We start from the raw sequence: 17,496 nt of genomic DNA on the forward strand, positions 1-17,496 counted from the left end.
GGCGCCCCGGCGGTGGACACCACCGCACACGAAAGTGCCGCCGACGGCTCCGGCGACGATCCGCGGGAGGTGGTGGACGCGCTCGCGGGCTCCGTGGAGCCGTATCTGCTCGGGATACGGCACCACAGCCCCGCGCTGGCCGCCGTGCTGCCCGCGTTGCTGGACGCCTCGGGAGCCGACGTGGTCTGCGTCGAGTTGCCGGCCGACTTCCAGCCGTGGCTGACCCATCTCGCGGACCGGGGCACGGTGGCGCCGGTGGCGCTCGCCGGGGCCGATCCGGACGGGCGGCTCGGCTTCTACCCGTTCGCCGACTTCTCGCCGGAACTCGCGGCCGTCCGGTGGGCCAGGGACCACGGCGTCGAAGTGCGCTGCTGCGACCTGCCCCTGTCCGATCCGGGCTGGACGGCGACGGGGCCTGACTCCGATCCGGATGCCGGTCCTGACGCCGGTCCGGGGCGGGAGCTGCCCGGACCGGCCTTCGCCGCCGCACTCGGCTCATCCGGCACCGGCCGCGAGGGCGACGACCTGTGGGACCGAACGGTCGAGGTCCGCGCGCCCGGCTGCGAGCCGGAGGCCATAAGGCGCGCCGCACTCGGTGTGGGCTGGGCGCTGCGCCGCGACGCGTCGGCGCGGGGTGGGGTGGCCTCGTCCGACCTCGCCCGCGAGGAGCACATGCGCCGCGTGATCGCCGAGGCGGCGGGCGGTACCCGCCGGGTGGCGGCGGTCGTCGGCGCCTTCCACGCACCGGCGCTGGCGACGCCGCGCGGGGAGCCGCGGGCCGGGAGCGGCGAGAACGACAGCGCCGACGGGCAGGCCGACGCCGTCGGAGCCCCGACGCCCGGTCCGCTCGCGGCGGCAGGCCGTGGCGCCACGCCCGGTCCGTCGTCCAGAGCGGGTGGAGCCGGTGACGCCGGTACCGCGCCCGTCACCTCTCTCGTGCCGTACACCTTCGCCCTGCTCGACTCCCGCTCCGGCTACCCCGCCGGGATCCGGGATCCGCGCTGGCAGCAGGCCGTCTTCACGGCCGGTGGGGTGCCCGAGCGGGTACGTGACGCCGCGGCCACCGCCATCACCGGGCTGTGCCGGACGATGCGGTCCGCCGGGCACACCGCCGGCACCGGCGAGGCCGTCGAGACCCTGCGGCTCGCCGACGACCTCGCACGGCTGAGGTCGCTGCCCGCCCCCGGACGCGGCGAGCTGCTCGAGGCCGTGACGACCGTCCTCGGCCAGGGCGAACCCCTCGGCCGGGGCCGGGCCCTGGCGCGGGCCCTCGAAACGGTCCTGGTGGGCACCGACCGGGGCCGCGTCGCGCCCGGTACGCCACGGTCCGGGCTCGGCCCGGCCGTCGAGGCCGAACTCACCGCGCTGCGGCTCCCGGGCCCGGAGAGCCCCGAGCCCCGCGAGGTACGTCTCGACCCGCTCCGGTCGGAGCTGGACGGGCGACGCGAGGTCCTGCTGAACCGCCTCCAGGTCTGCGACGTCGGCTACTGCACCCCCGGTGAGGTGGCCCGGACGGGCGATTCCGCCGGTCTGAGCACCCGGTGGCAGGCGTCATGGACACCGGTCGTCCCTGCCCGGCTCGATCTGGTGGGCGTCCGCGGTGTCACCGCGGCCGTCGCCGCGGCGGGAAAGCTGCGCGAGACCGCGCACACGCAGGGCACGGAGGGCGGGCCCACCGCCGCGCAGATACTCACCGGACTGCGTGACGCGGCACGGTGCGATCTGCCGGAGCTGGTATCCGACCGCCTCGCCGAGGCCGCCGACGTGCTGCCGTCGTCGGCCGCGCTGCCCGAACTCCTCGACGCCCTCGATCTGTTGCACTCCCTCCGGCAGGGACATCTGCCGGGCACCACCGCGGAAAGCCGGCGTGCGGCCTCCGAACTCGCCGTGGTCCTGCTGGAGGCCGCCGTACGCGGACTCCCCGGTCTCGCGGGCAGTGACGACCCGCAGGACGCCGTCGCCCTCGTCGCTCTCGCCACCCGGGCCGGCGAGCACCGCCTCGGGCTGCGGATGGACGACGCGCTGAGTACCCTGGCGACGACCGGTTCACCGGTCATCCAGGGAGCCGCGGCGGCGACACGGGTCCTGCTCGACCTCGACGCGCCGCCGGCCATGGGTGACCGGGTCGCGAGCTGGATCGACAGGGCCACCGGACCGGACGAACGGCGCCGCCTCTCCGGGCTGCTCACCGGCCTGCTGACGGCCGCAGGACCGCTCCTACAGTCCGCCGAGGCCGCTCTCACGCCGCTTCTGGACCGGATCGACGCCCTTCCCGACCAGGGATTCCTCCAGCGGCTCCCGGCGCTGCGCGGTGGGTTCGACATCCTCACGCCCGCCGACCGGGGCCGGCTGCTCCGTACGGTCACCGAACGCCTCGGCGACCGCCCGGACCTGACGCTGAGCGCGCCGCCTGAACTGGTCGCGCTCTGGACGGCGGCGGACGCCGCCGGACTCGCCGCGCTGACGGCGCTGAAGCTGCCAGCCCTGGGACTGGCCGGGCGAGTGCCGTCGGAGACGGCTTCGGAGGTGCCGTCCGGGGTGCCCTCGGGAGTGCCTTCGGAGGTTCCTTCGACGGGACCCGGGCTCGCGCGTACCGGCCCCGTGGACGAGACCCGGCGCCTCGCGCCCGCCGACCGCTGGCGACTGCTCCTCGGCCGGGAGACCGACCGACTCCCCGACGACGCCCGCCGTTACGCGTACGCGCTGGACGAGCTGTACGGCGCCGGGCGCGGCGAAGGCTCCGCCGACATCGCGTCGGGGCCGCCCGGCGCGGGCGGCGACGCGGGCGGTCGGGGCAGGTCCTTCCCCACCGCCCGTGAATGGGCGGAGGAACTCGACGCCCTGTTCACCACGGACGTCCGCGAGGAGGTTCTCGCCAGGGCGGCGGACGCCGGTCGTACGGAGGTCATCGCCGAACTCGACCCCGCGCACGTCAGACCGTCGATCGAACTGCTCACATCGGTCCTCTCACTGGCCGGGGGCATGCCCGAACAGCAGCTCTCGAAGCTGCGGCCACTCGTGCGCCGACTCGTCGACGAGCTCGCGAAGGAGCTCGCCACCCGGCTGCGCCCGACCCTCACCGGTCTCGCGAACCCCCGCCCGACCCGCCGTTCCGGCGGCAAGCTCGATCTGCCGCGCACTCTGCGGGCCAATCTGGCCCACACGCGCCGCCTCGACGACGGACGAACCGTCGTCATCCCGGAGAATCCGGTGTTCAGCACCCGCACGAGCCGCGAGTCGGACTGGCGGCTGATCCTCGTGGTCGACGTGTCCGGATCGATGGAGGCATCGGTCATCTGGTCCGCGCTGACCGCCGCCGTCCTGGGCGGCGTGCCCACCCTCTCCACCCACTTCCTCACCTTCTCCACCGAGGTGATCGACCTGACGGACCGGGTCGCCGATCCGCTGTCGCTGCTCCTTGAGGTACGTGTCGGCGGCGGTACGCACATCGCGGCAGGGCTCGCCCACGCCCGTTCCCTGGTGACCGTGCCGAGCCGCACCCTAGTCGTGGTCGTCAGCGACTTCGAGGAGGGCTACGGAGTGGGCGGGCTGCTCGGTGAGGTGCGTTCACTCGCCGCGTCCGGCGTCCATCTCATGGGCTGCGCGGCCCTGGACGACACCGGCGCACCGCGCTACTCGGTGCCGGTCGCGCAGCAGCTCGTGGCGGCCGGAATGCCGGTCGCCGCCCTCAGCCCTCTCGCCCTCGCCCGCTGGGTGGGCGACCGACTCCGCGGGGAGAACCGATGACGTCGTCCCTCCAGACCGTCCCGCTGCCACCGGTCGCCGCGGAGGTGGTCGCCGGTGCGGTGGAGAGTCTGACCTCCCGGCTGAGCAAGAAGCTCGACGCGGCGATCGAGCGGTACGCGGCCGTGCCGCCGACCACGCCCGCCCCCGACGGCGAGGGCGACGTCGGCATCAGTGTGAGATGCGGCGAGGACGCGGTGGTCATCCTCTCCCCCGGCCCGTCCGGAACGGTCAGCGACCCCGCCCAGGCACGGTGCACCTGCCTGCTCGCGCCGCGCTGTCTGCACCTGGCGGCCGTCCTCGGGGCATGCCCGGTGGCCGACCCGGAGACCACGCCCGAACCGGCAGCCGAAGACAACGAAAGCACCGAAGGCACCGAAGGCACCGGAGAGAACGCCGCCCCGGCGCCGGTCACCGCCGAGACCGAGACACCGGCATCCGCAGCGTCCACCACGCCCGCCGCACCCGCCGCTCCTCTCAGCCCCGCCCGGATCACCGCCGCGTCCGGGCTGTGGTCCGCCGCCACGGCCGTGCTCGCGGCCGGTGTGCCCGCCGCCGGTGCGATACCCCAGGCGGAGCTGTTGCGCGCCGCCCACACCGCCCGGCTGGCCGGACTGCACCGCGCCGAGGCCGCCGCCCTGCGCGTGGTGCGCGGCCTGCGCGAAGCCCGCGTGGGCCACGCGGGCCACCCGCTGGCCGACCTGGTCTCGGCGCTGCGTGAACTCCTGCTCACCACCGCTCTGTTGGCGGCGGGCGACGGCTCCCCCGAACTGATCGGCACCGCGCGGCGCGGCTACCGGCCGGGGGGTGCGCTACGCGTCCACGGCGTCTGCCGGGAGCCCGTGATCAGCGCCACCGGGTACGGGGGCGTGGTCACCCATCTCGTCAGCGACGACAACCGCTGGTTCTCCGTGGCCGACGTCAAACCCGGCGGTTCGGCACGCGCGCGGGGCGCGGCGACGGCCCCGGTCACCGTCGGCGCGACGGTCCTCGACCACGCCCAGCTCTCGCGCGGCGGTCTGTTGATCAATGGCGCGACGATCTCCCCCGACGGCCGGCTCGGCTCCGGCAAGGGTGTCCGGTCCAGCCCGGTCGCCGGTCTGCCCTGGTCCTCCGGACCGGCCGCCGCCCTGTTCGGCCGCCGACCGGCCGAGACCGTGGCCGAGCTGCTCTCCACCGAGGCCGGTACGGGAGAGGAGCAGGCCACGCGGATCGGCGAACCGATCGGCTGCGACCTGGTGATCACCGGCGCCGTCGGCGATCAACTCCTCGCCCGTGAACTGCCGCACCCGGACGCCGACCTGCCGACCGGGCCGCTGATCCGTCTGATGGCCGCCCACCCGCATCCGGACCTCGCCCACACGGCCAATCTGCGGCGCCTCGCCACCCGGCCCGGCCTCCGTGTCCGAGTGGTGGGCCGGGTGGACCCCGATCGCGCGGCGACCCTTCGTCCGCTGGCTGTCGGGCCGGTGCCAGGTGTCGAGGCGAGCCTGCGTCTGCCCCCGGAGTGGCTGGACCGTGCCGACCTCGGTTACGACCGTCTCCAGGGGGCGCATCTCCCGCCGGCCGATGTCTGTCCCCCGAACGAGCCGGAGCGCACCGGGCCCGACGTGCTGGCCGACTCCCCCGTCTGGCGTGTACGGCGCCTGACCGAACTCGCCGTCGCGGGCGGGCGCCGGGCGGTCGCCGAGTCCGCCCGTAACGGCGGCTCCCGCGGCGACGCCGCCGCGCTCCGGGCCACCGGTTTCCACACCGCCGCCGAGCTGACCGGCGCTCTCAGCTTCGAGGCGGACCGTCGCACCCGCGACACCTTCGGCCGGATCCGCGACGACGAGACGGACCGCTACGCGTCCGCCTGGCTCGCCGCGTCCTTCCATCTCACCAGCACGGAAAGGGCGTTGGTCCAGGCGAGCTGGGCCGCGCAGTGACTCCCCGCCGGGTGGGCCGCTCAGCGGCCCACCCGGCGATCGGGGGCACACGCCAAGGGCCCCGCACAGCGGTCCCGCTACTTCTCCAGGAACGGCTCCAGCAGCCCCGGCACGGCCTGCGCCGCGAACGCCAGCCCCTCACCCTCCGCCGCGTCGTACACGTCGTACGCCCCGTCCCCCGCCGCCGTCGTCGCCGTGAGCGTCAACAGCCCGGCCCGGCGCTGGAAGTACGACTGCCTGACCGTCCAGCCGATGACACCGCCCCGCTGGAGCGCGACGGTCGAACGGCGGACCGTGCCCGAGCGGGCGACCAGATAGCCGCCGCTGAGGCCATGACCGAGGTTGCGGTACGCGTCGAGCGCGAGCAGCACCGCGACCGGCAGCAGCACCACCGCGCAGACGGCGGCCACGGAGAGCAGCACGTCGCTGACGAGCAGGCCGAGAATCAGCAGGACCAGCACCGGCGCGAGCGCGGAGCCCACGGCCCAGCGCAGCCGCCTGCCGCGCGCGGCGAGCGGGTGCGCGGTCAGTCCGGCCGTGCCGGTCGGGGACGTCGTCTCGCGCAGGACCTGCGCGGCCACCTCGTCCGCTGCGGCCCTCGGCGCGGCCGGCAGGAGCGTCTTGAGGTCGGTGTGCTTGTCGTCGTCGTCCTGCGCGAGCCCCGTGGCGACGGCGTCGACCCGCGCGGCGCCGACCAGCCGCACGCCCAGCGGCTCGACCAGCTCCACGCCCCGCAGCCTGCGCTCCTCTATGGAGACGGACCGTGACGTGAACAGGCCGCGCCGGACGCGCAGAGTGCCGCCGGGCTCGCGCTCCAGCCGGTAGTTCCACCACATCTCGACCCAGAGGCCGAGCGAGCCGACTATGCCCGCGAGGAGCGCCGCGACGACGAGAACCACGATCATCGTGAGGATCGAGGTCTCCCGGAACCGGTCGCCGATCCAGTCGATCACCTCGTGCTGGACCCCGAACCATTCACTGACCTGCATCACACCGCCGGCCGCCGCGCCGCCCAGCAGGGGCGCGACGAAGGAGAGGGGCGCGTACCGGATCCAGCGGGGGTCGAGAACGGCCAGCCGGCCGTCCCGGTGCGCTCCGGCGGTGTCGGAGGGGGTGCGGTCCAGCAGTTCCGTACGGAGGCGCTCACCCTCCGCGCGGGTGACCGGATCGAGTTCCAGGGTGGACTCGCCGCCGGTCTGCTCGCCCGTACCGATCCGGACCTTCACCAGGCCGAGGATCCGCAGCAGGAGGTTGGCCGTCAGATCGACGCTCCTGATCCGTTCGCGGCCCAGTGAGCGGCGTTTGACCAGGAGCAGGCCGGTGTGGAGTTCGGCCCGGTCGGGGCCGATGCGGTAGCGGGTCCGGCGCCAGCGGACGTAGTCGCCGCCGAGGCCGCAGGCGATCAGCAGCAGGGCCGCGGGCAGTACCCAGGCGAGCGCGCGGCCCGCCCCCATACCGCCGGACAGAGCGACGGCGGTGGGCACTCCCGCGCCCGTCGCGACGCCGGTCATGACGGCGGCGGTCACGAGCAGGGTGCGCCTGTCGAGCTTGCGCCACTCCTCACCCGGCGCGGGAACGGAGGCGGTGCTCACGTCGCGTCCCCGGGCGTCGCCTGCGTGATGTGTGTCAGCCGCTCGGCCAGCTCGGCCGCCAGCTCATGGCCGAGCCCTTCGATCCGTACGGCTCCTTTGGAGGAGGCGGTGGTGACGATGACGGTGGAGAGCTTGAACAGCTGCTCCAGCGGCCCCCGTACGGTGTCCACGGTCTGGATCCGGGACATCGGCGCGATCCGCCACTCCTGCCAGAAGTAGCCGGTACGGACGTAGACCGCTTCGTCCGTCACCTCCCAGCGGTGCACCCGGAACCACCAGATCGGCATGACCACCGCGCAGACCAGGCCGAGCACCGCCAGGACGGCCGCGGGCACCAGCAGCCAGGTGCGGGCCGGGGCTATGAGCGCGCCGAGCACCGCGAGGACGGCCACCGGCGCCAGGGTGAGCAGCAGCCACTGCGCCCGCCACCAGCCGACCGCCCTCTCGTTCAGCGTGTTGCTGGGCGGCCTGAGCCGCCGCTCCCCCTCCGTCATCGGCTCAACGCCCCCGCAGCGCCCGGTACTTCTCGACCAGCTCCGCCGTCGAGGCGTCCAGCGGCCGGTCGGCCGGGCTTTCCCGTCCGCCGTCGATCTGGGTGAGGATCGGCTCGATCTCCTTGGCCAGGACCTTGCCCAGCTCCACGCCCCACTGGTCGAAGGAGTCGATGTTCCACACCGCGCCCTGGACGAAGACCTTGTGCTCGTACAGCGCGATGAGCTGGCCGAGTACGGAGGGGGTCAGGGACTCGGCGAGGATGGTGGTGGTCGGGTGGTTGCCCCGGAAGGTCTTGTGCGGCACGAGGTCGTCGGGGACGCCCTCGGCCCGGACCTCCTCCGGCGTCTTGCCGAAGGCGAGCGCCTGGGTCTGGGCGAAGAAGTTGGCCATCAGCAGGTCGTGCTGGGAGATCAGCCCGTGCGGGAGGTCGTCGACGGGCCGGGCGAAGCCGATGAAGTCGGCGGGGATGACCTTCGTACCCTGGTGGATCAACTGGTAGTACGCGTGCTGGCCGTTGGTGCCGGGGGTGCCCCAGACGACCGGTCCCGTCTGCCACTCCACGGGCTCGCCGTCGCGGTCCACGGACTTGCCGTTGGACTCCATGTCGAGCTGCTGGAGATACGCGGTGAACCGGGACAGGTAGTGGCTGTACGGCAGGACGGCATGCGACTGGGCGTCGAAGAACGCCCCGTACCAGACCCCCAACAGACCGAGCAGCAGCGGTGCGTTGGACTCGGCGGGCGCGGTGCGGAAGTGCTCGTCCACGAGGTGGAAGCCGTCGAGCATCTCGCGGAAGCGGTCGGGTCCGACGGCGATCATCAGCGAGAGCCCGATGGCGGAGTCGAACGAGTACCGGCCGCCGACCCAGTCCCAGAACTCGAACATGTTAGTCGTGTCGATGCCGAAGTCGGCGACCTTCTCGCCGTTCGTGGACAGCGCCACGAAGTGTTTGGCCACTGCCTCCTGATCGCTCTGGAGCTCGGTCAGCAGCCAGTTGCGGGCCGAGGTGGCGTTGGTGATGGTCTCGATGGTGGTGAAGGTCTTGGACGCGATGACGAACAGCGTCTCGGCGGCGTCCAGATCGCGTACGGCCTCGTGCAGGTCGGCGCCGTCGACGTTCGACACGAAACGGACCGTCAGATCGCGGTCGGTGAAGGACCTCAGCGCCTCGTAGGCCATCGCGGGGCCGAGGTCGGAGCCGCCGATCCCGATGTTGACGACGTTGCGGACGGGCCGGCCGGTGTGGCCGAGCCATTCGCCCGCCCTGACCTTCTCGGCGAAGGCGGCCATCTTGTCGAGGACGGCGTGCACACCGGGCACGACGTTCTCGCCGTCGACCTCGACGACCGCGTCGCGCGGGGCGCGCAGCGCGGTGTGCAGCACCGCCCGGTCCTCGGTGGTGTTGATCTTCTCGCCGCGGAACATCGCGTCCCGCAGCTCGGCGACGCCCGTGGCCGCCGCCAGTTCGCGCAAGAGTGTGAGCGTCTCGTCCGTCACCAGTTGCTTGGAGTAGTCCAGGTAGAGGTCACCGACCTGGAGGGTGTAGCGGGTGCCGCGCGCCGGGTCCTCGGCGAACAGCTCCCGCAGACTCGTCTCCCCCAGCTGCTCACGATGCTTTCCCAGCGCGCTCCACTGGGGCATCCGGTTGAGCCTGGCGCGGCCTTCTGCCTTGTTCTCGGACATCTTGCTTCAGCCCACTTCTACTCGTACGTGACTGCCTGCGTGAGTGCGGTGCCCAGCTGCCCTCCCAACCTAATTGATCAGAGCGCCGAGCGACGCGACAGCGAGCGTGAACGCACCGGCAGCGAGCAGCGCGGGCGCGTTGAGTCCCCAGGTGCCCGCCACCAGCCCGCCGAGCAGCGCGCCGAACGGTGCCCCCGCGACGGCGAGCGTGCGGAAGGCGGAGCTGATCCGGCCCAGCATCTCGGCGGGGCTGCGCTCCTGGATCAGCGTCGCCTGGTTCACGTTCCAGACCATGCCCATGACCGCGAACACCGCCATGGCCGCGATGGCCGCGGTGAGTTCACGGACGGTCCCGAGCACGGTCAGCGCGCAGGTCTGGACGATCCCGGCGACCAGGACGCTGCGTATCCGCCCGATCCGGACCGAGAGCCGCGGTGCGAGAAGTCCGCCGACGACACTGGCGACGCCGAACGCTGTGATGACCGCCGCGTAGCCGCTGTTGCCCGCGTCCAGCCAGCCGGTGACGTGCAGGACCAGGGTCGCGATCAGGGCGCCCATGCCGATGTTCGACAGGGCGGTCGCGACGGACAGGGCGCGCAGCGTGCTGTCCCGCCACAGGGCGCGCATGCCGTCCGCCATCTCCGCGCGCAGGGTGCTGCCGGCCGCCTTCGGGGCCTTGGCCGGCGCTTCGGTCCGCAGGGAGGCGATGAGCAGCGCGCCGACGACATAGGTGGCGGCGTTGGCCGCGAACGGCGCGGAGGCGCCGAGGATCAGGAGCGCGGGCACCAGCGGCGCCGCCAGGAAGCCGCTGGCGACCTGCTGTCCGGTCATGAGGCGGGCGTTGGCGCCGGCCAGCGTGTCACGGGGGACCACGGCGGGCAGCAGGGCCGTGGCCGCGTTGTCGAAGAGTGTCTGGAAGGTGGTCAGCAGGAAGGCGAGCACGAGCAGCAGCGCGATCGTGCCGTGGTCCAGCGCGACGGCGAGCGCGAAGCCGGCCATCAGCACGCCGCGCGCCAGGTCGACGGCCCACATCGCGCGCCGCTGGTCCACCCGGTCGGCGACGGCGCCGCCCAGCAGTCCGAACAGCAGCCAGGGCACATAGCCGCAGGCGGTCACCGAGGCGATGAGCAGCGGGTCGTCGGTCAACGAGGCCGCGAGCAGCGGCAGCGCGGCGGTACGCAGCGAGTCCCCGAACCGGGAGACGACGGCCGCGCCCCACAGCCGTCCGAATCCCCCGCGCCACGCGGGCACCCGCGCCCGCGCCGCGGTCTCTTCCGCCGGCGCCTCTTCGTCGGTCGCCGGCCCGCTCGCCGCCGCTTCGTCCGTCGTCACAACTCACCCTCTCGGTCATCCTGTTCGGACCGTAGGGGATGGCACTGACAATCGGCCGTCCGCGAAAGCGGCTCCGGCCGGACACCTTTGGGTGCCCGGCCGGATCAAAAACTAGATTTCGCCCCGCAGTTTGGCGAGGGCTTCGGCGAGGATCGCCTCGCCGTCCTCGTCGCTGCGCCGTTCTCGTACGTAGGCGAGGTGTGTCTTGTACGGCTCTGTGCGCGGTGGGTCCGGCGGATTGTCCCGGTCCTGGCCGGCCGGGAATCCGCACCGTGGGCAGTCCCACGTGTCCGGAACCTGTGCGTCACTGGCGAAGCTCGGCTGCGTCTCGTGCCCGTTGGAGCACCAGAAGGAGATGCGCAGGCGTGGCGCGGACTCGCCACGCTCGGCCTCACCCATCGGCCCCGCTCCGACCCGGCTTCCCCGGATCGCGTTGCCACTTGCCACGGTCGTAACTCCCTGCGTGAATGGTGCCGCAAGCATCAAGCGTCGAGAGGCAGCTCCGCTGTCGAGCGCCCCAGTCTACGTATGGCCCAACGCGCGTCCAGTGAGTGGAGTTACACCCCCACCGCCGGGACGCAGGGCCTCATGATAGGCCGCGCCCCCGGCGCCGTACCGTACGACTGGTCAGTTGTCCAGCTTCATCAGCAGGCCAAGCACGACAATGCAGGCGAACCATCCCATACCGACCACGATGGTGATGCGGTCGAGGTTGCGCTCGGCGACCGAGGAACCACCGACGGACGACTGCATACCGCCGCCGAACATGTCGGAGAGACCGCCGCCCTTCCCCTTGTGCATCAGCACCAGCAGCATCAGCAGCAGGCTGAAGACGATCAGGGCGATCGAGAACCCCATAATCACGGCTGGACCCTACTTTCCGGAATTCTCTCGAAATCAATTTGATTCGGTATTGAACCGAATTGAACAGGACCGTAATGGACAACGGGGGCCGGCGGCATGTGTGAGATGCCGACTCGGCCCCCGTCAGGGTACGACGGATCCGCGCCGTCGCATACTTACTGGTCGCGGAACCTGACGATCTTGACGAACTCCTCGGCGTCCAGCGCCGCACCGCCGACAAGGGCGCCGTCCACGTCCGGCTGCGCCATGATCGCGGCGACATTCCCGGACTTCACCGAGCCGCCGTACTGAATGCGCACCTGATCGGCCAGCTCCTGGGAGTACAGCTCCGCGAGCCGGGCGCGGATCGCTCCGCACACCTCCTGCGCGTCCTCGGGGGTGGCGACCTCGCCGGTGCCGATGGCCCACACCGGCTCGTACGCGATCACGACGGACTCGGCCTGGTCGGCCGGGATGTCCTTGAGGCCGCCGTCGAGCTGCGCGAGCGTGTACGGGACCTGCTCGCCGGCCTTGCGGACGTCCAGACCCTCGCCGATGCACAGGATCGGGGTCAGCCCGTGCTTGTAGGCGGCCCGCACCTTCTGGTTGCACAGCTCGTCGGTCTCGGCGTGGTACTGACGGCGCTCGCTGTGGCCGACGGCCACGTACGTGCACTTCAGCTTGGCCAGCATCGGCCCGGAGACCTCGCCGGTGTACGCGCCGGAGTCGTGCGAGGAGATGTCCTGGGCGCCGTACTTGATCTTGAGCTTGTCGCCGTCGACCAGCGTCTGTACGGAGCGCAGATCGGTGAACGGCACCAGGACGGCCGTCTCGACCGCGTCGTGGTCCTTGTCACTCAGGGCGAAGGCGAGCTTCTGGACGTGCGCGATGGCCTCGAGGTGGTTGAGGTTCATCTTCCAGTTGCCCGCCATCAGCGGGGTCCGGGCGTTCTTCTCGGTCGGGGTTGCAGCTGCCATCAGTAGGTCAGTCCTCCAGTGCGGCGAGGCCGGGAAGCGTCTTGCCTTCGAGGTATTCGAGGCTCGCGCCGCCACCGGTCGAAATGTGGCCGAATGCGTTTTCGTCGAATCCGAGGATCCGGACGGCGGCGGCGGAGTCGCCGCCACCGACGACAGTGAAGGCGTCGGAGTCGATCAGGGCCTGGGCGACGGCCCGCGTGCCCTCGGCGTAGTCGGGGTGCTCGAAGACACCCATGGGGCCGTTCCAGAAGACGGTCGCCGCGTCGGCGAGCTTCGACGCGTAGAGCAGGTTGGTCCGCGGACCGCTGTCCAGACCCATCTGACCGGCGGGGATGGCGTCGACGGCGACGGTCTCCGGGTTGGCCGGCGCCTTCGTCTTCAGGTCCGGGAAGGAGGGCGCGACGAGTACGTCGACCGGCAGGACGAACTCCACGCCCCGCTCGTCGGCGCGCTTCAGATACTCCTGGACCGCCGGGATCTGGTCCTCCTGGAGCAGCGAGGCGCCGACCTCGTGGCCCTGGGCCTTGAGGAAGGTGTACGCCATGCCGCCGCCGATCAGGATGCGGTCGGCCTTCTCCAGGAGATGGTCGATGACCCCGAGCTTGTCGGAGACCTTGGCGCCGCCGAGGACGACCACGTACGGGCGCTTGACGTCCTCGGTGAGCTTCTTGAGCACACCGACCTCGGTGGCGATCAGACCGCCCGCCGCGTGCGGCAGCCGGGCCGGCAGGTCGAAGACAGAGGCGTGCTTGCGGTGCACGGCGCCGAAGCCGTCGCCGACGTAGAGGTCGGCGAGTTCGGCGAGCCGGTCGGCGAAGGCGCCGCGCTCGGCGTCGTCCTTCGACGTCTCACCGGCGTTGAAGCGCAGGTTCTCGATGACGGCGACCTGTCCGTCCCCGAGCCCGGCGACGACGGCCTTCGCGGAGTCGCCGACGGTGTCGGTCGCGAACGCGACGTCGGCGCCCAGGAGTTCACCCAGACGAGCGGCGGCGGGGGCCAACGAGAAGGCGGGGTCGGGCGCGCCCTTCGGGCGGCCGAGGTGGGACGCCACGATCACCCGGGCGCCGGCCTCGGCGAGCCTGGCGACGGTCGGCAGCACCGCGCGGATCCGGCCGTCGTCCGTGATGGTGGTGCCGTCGAGCGGCACGTTGAGGTCGGCCCGGACGAAGACGCGCTTGCCGGCGACCCCTTCGTCGAGAAGTTCGTCGATCGTCTTCATGTATCAGTGACTCCTTGAGAGCGGCTCCACGTCCCGCGACGTAGCGAGCACACAGAAGAGCGAGCACACACAGCACACAGACGACAGGGCCCGGTCAGCGCCACGTCGCGCCGCACGAGCCCTGTCGTTCACATCGGGAGTTGCCTACCGGACCGGCGTCAGAGCTGACCGCCGACGAAGGTGGTCAGGTCGACCAGCCGGTTGGAGTAGCCCCACTCATTGTCGTACCAGCCGATGATCTTCACGCTCTTGCCCTGGACCAGGGTCAGGGAGGCGTCGAAGGTGCAGGAGGCCGGCCAGTTGACGATGTCCGAGGAGACGATCGGGTCCTCGGTGTAGTCCAGCAGACCCTTGAGCTGACCCTCGGCGGCCTTCTGGAACGCGGCGTTGACCTCGTCCTTGGTCACCTCGCGCTCCAGCTCGACGACCAGGTCGGTGACGGAGCCCGTCGGGACCGGGACGCGCATCGCGATGCCGTCGAGCTTGCCCTCGAGCTCCGGGATCACCAGGGCGGTCGCCTTGGCGGCACCCGTGGTGGTCGGAATGATGTTCTCGGCGGCGGCACGGGCGCGGCGCAGGTCCTTGTGCGGGAAGTCCAGGATGCGCTGGTCGTTGGTGTACGCGTGGACCGTCGTCATCAGGCCCTTGACGATGCCGAAGTTCTCCAGGAGAACCTTGGCCATCGGCGCCACACAGTTGGTGGTGCAGGAGGCGTTGGAGATGACGTGGTGGCTGGCCGCGTCGTACTTGTCGTGGTTGACGCCCATCACGATGGTGATGTCCTCGTCCTTGGCCGGAGCCGAGATGAGGACCTTCTTGGCGCCGCCCGCGATGTGCTTCTCGGCGTCGGCCTTCTTGGTGAAGATGCCGGTCGACTCGACGACGATGTCGACGCCCAGCTCACCCCAGGGGATGTCGGCCGGGTTGCGCTCGGAGAGCACCTTGAACGTCTTGCCGTCGACCGTGATCGTGTCGGCGGTGTGGCTCACCTCTGCCTTGAGGCGACCCATGATGGTGTCGTACTTCAGCAGATGAGCGGTGGTCGCGGTGTCACCCAGGTCGTTGACAGCCACGATCTCGATGTCGGCACCCTGCTCCAGCAGCGCGCGGAAGTAGCTGCGACCGATGCGGCCAAAGCCGTTGATGCCTACGCGGATCGTCACGAACCGATCTCCTCGTTGGTACGCCGGGTTTCGACGCCGGCGAGTGCGTATGGGATGTCCCCGACCACTTATGACCCTACCTCCCCCCGGACGCGGCGGTGACATCGACCGGGCGGTGGGGACCGGCGCCGCCCCGTACCGCCCGGTAGCGGTACGGGGCGGCGTGGGCGCGGTCAGCCGCGCAGGGCCCGCAGCGCCTTCCCGAGCAGCGCCGCGCGCCGCTCCGCGTCCGTGATCTGTTCCAGCCCGAAGCCGAGCAGGACGGTGTCCTTCGTGGTGACCGCCGCCGCGCCGGTCCCGGTGTCGTACGTCCCGGCCGCCGCGCTCGCGAAGTACGGGAAGAGGTCCGGGGCGAGGACGGAGGAGGTGACGGTGTACACACCGGCCTGGTCCAGTGGGTTGCCGGGCACCGCGCCGAGCGGTCCCGACGTCCCGAGGAGCGCGCCCGCCCCCGTGAAGGCGGTGGCGCCGGCCGTGGAGGTCCGCCCGTACGCGCCGAGGTAGTACTGGCTGAAGTCGTTCGTACGGGTCCGGCCGACCTGCGCGTTGCCGCCTGCCTGCTCGCCCGCCTCGATCAGCTTGCCGCCCTCGTTGAGGTAGTCACGGACGGCCAGTTGGGTGTCGCCGCCCGGGGCGACGGCGCCGGTGTGGTGGACGACGGTGGAGAAGTGGTTCAGGACGCCCAGGTGGTGCGGTGCGCCCTGTTCGGCGACGTCCCAGACCGTGGCGGTACGGCCGTTGGCCCGCAGCGCGTCGACGTATGCCTGCGCGTACTGCGCGGGCGCGCCCTCCTCGGCGACGACGAGGGTGTCGGCCCTGGGGCGCTCGGCGACGGTGTAGGTGAAGCGCTCGCTGGTGGTGCGCTTGCCGCCCTTCGTCCGGCCGGTGAACCAGACCTCGACGCGGTCGCCCGGGTCGGCGTCCTCGACCTCGGCGCGGTACTCGTCGAAGTGGAGGTTGTCCTCGCCGCCGTAGGTCTCGCCGCCCTTCCAGGCACGGAGCTTCTCGTCGTGCGACCGGCCGCCGTTGACGCGGTAGTTCAGCTCCTTGTCACGCAGCGACTTGCGGGCCGTGACGGCGACTTCCTGGTCGGCGCCGCGCGCGTAGGAGGTGGTGAAGGTGTCGGGGGTGAAGTCGGGGGCGCTCAGGCCGACCGGGGACGACGGCTGGTCGGGGTGGGCGGCGGTCTCGGCGACGGAGAGCGCGAAGGGGATGTTCTTGGCGAACTCCGCCTGGATCAGCTTCTCGTCGTCGGGGAAGTTGAAGCCGGAGCGGCAGTCGTCCGCCTCCCAGGCGTCGCCCGGGATGCTGTCGGACACCGTCTCGCAGGTGGTCATCTCCGGGGTGAACATCATGATCCCGTTGACGTTGGCGCCGTGTCCGTCGGCCTCGCCGTTGGTGGTGTACAGCTCGGAGGAGACCTGCGGGTAGTAGCCGGGGACGGCGGAGTTCTCGGGGGTGCCGGCGAGCGACCGGTAGAGGATGTCGTCGGGGGTCGGGGTGGCGACCTGCCATCCCACGCCGTAGAGGAGCAGTTCGGCGGCGGAGTGGTAGTTGATGCCGTAGTCGAACCCGATGCGCTTCTGGAGGCCGTCGATCGCCCGGGTCTCGGGCTCGGAGCCGGGCGAGGCGCCCCGGTAGGTCTCACCGGTGGACTGCGGGGACGAACCCTCGTTGTCGTAGCCCCACTTGTAGGTGAAGTTCCGGTTGAGGTCGATGCCGTCGCCGCGGGCGATGACGCCGTCGCCGTTGACGTCACGCAGGTTCTTGCGCCAGAGGCGGTTGGCGTCGGCGGCGTGGGTCCAGTCGTAGCCGTCGGGGTTGGCCGACAGGACGAACCACAGCTCGGTGGAGTCGACGATCTTCGTTATCCGCCGGTCCTTGCCGTAGCTGTCCAGATAGTGGTGCATCAGCCGCCGCGTCATCTCGGGAGTGATCCACTCCCTGGCGTGCTGGTTGGACATGTAGAGCACGGAGGGCTTGGCGCCGTCCTTGCTCCTCGCCGCGCCCTTGGTGAGCTTGAGGGCGAGGATGTCCTTGCCCTGGATCGTCTTGCCGATGGAGACGACCTTGGTGAGTCCCGGGTGGGCCGCGGCGGTCTCCCGTATCTCCTCCTGGAGATTGCCCGGACCCGAGTACGGGCGGTAGACGCCGTCCCGGGCGGCCTTGAGCCGGGATTGCGCCTGCGGGGAGATCGTCCGCTCGGTGACCCCGACGCCCCGGTTCTCCAGATCGCGTGCCTGGTCGTCGGTGAGGAACAGCTGGACCTTCGCCCTGCCGCCGGGCGGGACGGACTCGCCCAGTTCGTGGGCGTCCTGGCCGGCCGCGAGGAGCAGTGGCACCTGCTCGGCGGTGACCTCGGCGTCGAAGACCTTCAGGGTGTCCGCGGCCGAGGCCGGGGATTTCTCGGCGGCGGTCTCGGCCTGGGCGCCGGGCGCCGCCGTCATTCCGCCCAGCAACAGTGCGCCCGCCGCGAGTATCGATCTCGCTCCGCGTCTCATGTGCCCCCCTTGGCGTGGT

General features: G+C 71.6%; 11 protein-coding genes and 1 pseudogene. 2 read left to right on the forward strand and 10 right to left on the reverse strand.

Annotated elements, in window-relative coordinates; translation table 11 throughout:
* Positions 1-12: 12 nt before the first annotated feature.
* Together ACFWHU_RS05450 and ACFWHU_RS05455 are read left to right on the forward strand one after the other, a co-directional pair.
* A complete protein-coding gene (locus ACFWHU_RS05450; protein WP_387224453.1) occupies positions 13-3,747 on the forward strand; it encodes a DUF5682 family protein in 3,735 nt (1,244 codons plus the stop codon).
* Positions 3,744-5,672 (forward strand): hypothetical protein, encoded by a 1,929-nt coding sequence (locus ACFWHU_RS05455; protein ID WP_387224063.1) that lies wholly within the window; start codon positions 3,744-3,746, stop codon positions 5,670-5,672. The genes ACFWHU_RS05450 and ACFWHU_RS05455 overlap by 4 nt, the downstream gene beginning before the upstream one ends.
* A 77-nt stretch (positions 5,673-5,749) precedes the next feature.
* Here ACFWHU_RS05455 and ACFWHU_RS05460 read toward each other — a convergent pair whose 3' ends face one another.
* From ACFWHU_RS05460 to ACFWHU_RS05505, 10 genes and pseudogenes are all read right to left on the reverse strand, one after another.
* On the reverse strand, positions 5,750-7,264 hold the full coding sequence (locus tag ACFWHU_RS05460) for a PH domain-containing protein (RefSeq protein ID WP_387224064.1): 1,515 nt from the start codon (positions 7,262-7,264) through the stop codon (positions 5,750-5,752).
* Positions 7,261-7,758 (reverse strand): PH domain-containing protein, encoded by a 498-nt coding sequence (locus ACFWHU_RS05465; protein WP_387224065.1) that lies wholly within the window; start codon positions 7,756-7,758, stop codon positions 7,261-7,263. Before ACFWHU_RS05465 ends, ACFWHU_RS05460 begins: the two co-directional genes overlap by 4 nt.
* A 4-nt stretch (positions 7,759-7,762) precedes the next feature.
* Positions 7,763-9,442, reverse strand: coding sequence for a glucose-6-phosphate isomerase (gene pgi / locus ACFWHU_RS05470; protein WP_387224066.1), 1,680 nt, complete (start codon positions 9,440-9,442; stop codon positions 7,763-7,765).
* Positions 9,443-9,511: 69 nt separating this feature from the next.
* Complete coding sequence (locus ACFWHU_RS05475) at positions 9,512-10,693, reverse strand: MFS transporter (protein ID WP_387224454.1); 1,182 nt, start codon at positions 10,691-10,693, stop codon at positions 9,512-9,514.
* A gap of 192 nt (positions 10,694-10,885) precedes the next feature.
* Positions 10,886-11,221 carry an RNA polymerase-binding protein RbpA gene (locus ACFWHU_RS05480; protein WP_384258720.1) on the reverse strand — a complete coding sequence of 112 codons (336 nt, stop codon included), beginning with the start codon at positions 11,219-11,221 and terminating at the stop codon, positions 10,886-10,888.
* Positions 11,222-11,401: 180 nt separating this feature from the next.
* Entirely contained in the window at positions 11,402-11,638 is a 237-nt protein-coding gene (gene secG, locus ACFWHU_RS05485; protein WP_063889525.1) for a preprotein translocase subunit SecG, read from the reverse strand.
* A 155-nt stretch (positions 11,639-11,793) separates the two neighbouring features.
* Positions 11,794-12,594 carry a triose-phosphate isomerase gene (gene tpiA / locus ACFWHU_RS05490; RefSeq protein WP_387224067.1) on the reverse strand — a complete coding sequence of 267 codons (801 nt, stop codon included), beginning with the start codon at positions 12,592-12,594 and terminating at the stop codon, positions 11,794-11,796.
* A gap of 7 nt (positions 12,595-12,601) precedes the next feature.
* Positions 12,602-13,813, reverse strand: a complete 1,212-nt coding sequence (locus tag ACFWHU_RS05495) for a phosphoglycerate kinase (RefSeq protein WP_387224068.1) — start codon at positions 13,811-13,813, stop codon at positions 12,602-12,604.
* Positions 13,814-13,971: 158 nt separating this feature from the next.
* A complete protein-coding gene (gap, locus tag ACFWHU_RS05500; RefSeq protein ID WP_385794775.1) occupies positions 13,972-14,976 on the reverse strand; it encodes a type I glyceraldehyde-3-phosphate dehydrogenase in 1,005 nt (334 codons plus the stop codon).
* Between the two features lie 305 nt (positions 14,977-15,281).
* Positions 15,282-17,477: pseudogene (locus ACFWHU_RS05505) on the reverse strand (M14 family metallopeptidase); the annotation flags it as partial.
* Positions 17,478-17,496: the final 19 nt, after the last annotated feature.

Source organism: Streptomyces sp. NPDC060366 (assembly GCF_042725135.1).
In the GTDB taxonomy this organism is placed as follows: domain Bacteria; phylum Actinomycetota; class Actinomycetes; order Streptomycetales; family Streptomycetaceae; genus Streptomyces.

Excerpts from the sequence above, each read along its gene's own strand:
- ACFWHU_RS05455 (WP_387224063.1), top strand. The coding sequence starts at position 3,744 with ATGACGTCGTCCCTCCAGACCGTCCCGCTGCCACCGGTCGCCGCGGAG.
- ACFWHU_RS05465 (WP_387224065.1), bottom strand. The coding sequence starts at position 7,758 with ATGACGGAGGGGGAGCGGCGGCTCAGGCCGCCCAGCAACACGCTGAAC.
- pgi (WP_387224066.1), bottom strand. The coding sequence starts at position 9,442 with ATGTCCGAGAACAAGGCAGAAGGCCGCGCCAGGCTCAACCGGATGCCC.
- tpiA (WP_387224067.1), bottom strand. The coding sequence starts at position 12,594 with ATGGCAGCTGCAACCCCGACCGAGAAGAACGCCCGGACCCCGCTGATG.
- ACFWHU_RS05495 (WP_387224068.1), bottom strand. The coding sequence starts at position 13,813 with ATGAAGACGATCGACGAACTTCTCGACGAAGGGGTCGCCGGCAAGCGC.